This is a genomic window from Galbibacter kalidii (genome assembly GCF_026241135.1).
Lineage (GTDB): Bacteria > Bacteroidota > Bacteroidia > Flavobacteriales > Flavobacteriaceae > Galbibacter.
This window is the reverse complement of the sequence record NZ_JAPFGA010000059.1, coordinates 1-1,409: the sequence shown is the minus strand read 5'-3', so window position 1 is coordinate 1,409 and position 1,409 is coordinate 1. Positions and strand designations below refer to the sequence as shown.

Here is a 1,409-nt window from a genome sequence, read left to right as displayed (position 1 = left end):
GGATCAAGCACAATTGTTGTGTTTATGCAAAAATTGTTGTTAATCTATACAGGAAGAACTCTACATTTTTCACTCCTCTAAACTGTGCTCTAAAGGCTTTTATTTTGGCGTTGAACGATTCTGCTGATGCATTTGTGCTCCTGTTTATAAAATAGTTTAGGATTGAACGATAATTTAAAGTGATGCTATTGGCTACGGTTTGGAAGCTTTTAAATCCGGACTCTTCCACCTCTTTATACCAATGGGCTAGTTTGGTATAGGCGATTTTAATGTCTATATTTTGATTAAAGATGTTTCTTAATGCTTGAACCAAGCCATAGGCTTTCTTCAACAGCGGATATTCTTTAAATAATAGCTGTCCCCGCTCCTTTTGATTGGGAGTCCATTTGTCCGGGGATTTATACAGCAAATACCTGCTTCTGGCAAGCAGTTGTTTTGCTGAGTCGCCATTAGGGAAGATTACAGGCATATAGTCTTTGTCTTTCGCTTGTTTTATCTGTTCATTTTCTTGATCTAAGGCTTCCCACCGGTATTTGATACGAAGTTCCTGAAGTGCCTCTATGGCCAGCTTCTGCACATGGAAGCGATCCGTTACCTGAGTGGCTTTAGGGAAGCATACCCTGACGATATGCTTCATGGAATGGGCCATATCCAAAGTAATCTCCTTTACCTTATCACGAACCGAAGAAGGAAGCTTAAGTAATTGCGCGATGATGGGGTCGGCTTTAGTTCCCTTAAATATACCAACCAATGCCCCCTTTTTACCTTTGGCTTTCTTATTGGTGATAATGGTGTAGAGTTCACCTTTAGAAAGGGCTGTTTCATCAATAGAGAGATAAGGTCCTATGTTCTCTGGATATAAAAGCCATTGTTTAGCGTGTGATTTTTGCTTCCACTCCTTAAAGTCGCTCAGATAGTCCCGGAAATGTCGCTGTAACTTTTTGCCATTAACTCCATAAAATCCGCCAATGGTGTGGCAGTCATTAGTCTTGGTACTGACCAAGTACTTTTAAAAAAGCAGCGAACTCTGCTGTCATGCGAGTTCCCTGTGCCACCAAATCCCAGTTTCGGTGCACGGCTTGTCCTGTGGTTTTGTCCAGCCATCGGCGACGTTTAATATGAAGAAATACATTCTTGCCACGCAATGGAAAATCCTGAACAATAAGCTCTTTATGAAAGCCGTGGGCTATCAAGATACGATGCTTTTCTTCTTTAGGGGTCTCCTTCTTTTCTTCAAAATACAAATGAAGCGTTCCCTTTTCCGTTTTGTGCGAAACTATGGTAAAGTGACTAACTAATAATTCAGGTAGTATAAATCGTAATAGGTCTAGTGATAATTCCAATGCAAGTATTTTTTTTGCAAAGATCGAACTTTACTTCAATTCTCACACAACTTTTAGGAATGATCC

At 40.2% G+C, this 1,409-nt stretch carries 2 protein-coding genes; both read right to left on the bottom strand.

Annotation, left to right across the window (positions count from 1 at the left end; all coding sequences use genetic code 11):
- Positions 1-22: 22 nt before the first annotated feature.
- The gene (locus OOZ15_RS19815) at positions 23-1,003 is read right to left on the bottom strand and encodes an ISAon1 family transposase (RefSeq protein WP_265958171.1); all 981 of its coding nucleotides are present in this window, start codon (positions 1,001-1,003) and stop codon (positions 23-25) included.
- Entirely contained in the window at positions 984-1,343 is a 360-nt protein-coding gene (locus OOZ15_RS19810) for an ISAon1 family transposase N-terminal region protein (RefSeq protein WP_265958170.1), read from the bottom strand. Before OOZ15_RS19810 ends, OOZ15_RS19815 begins: the two co-directional genes overlap by 20 nt.
- Between the last annotated feature and the right edge of the window lie 66 nt (positions 1,344-1,409).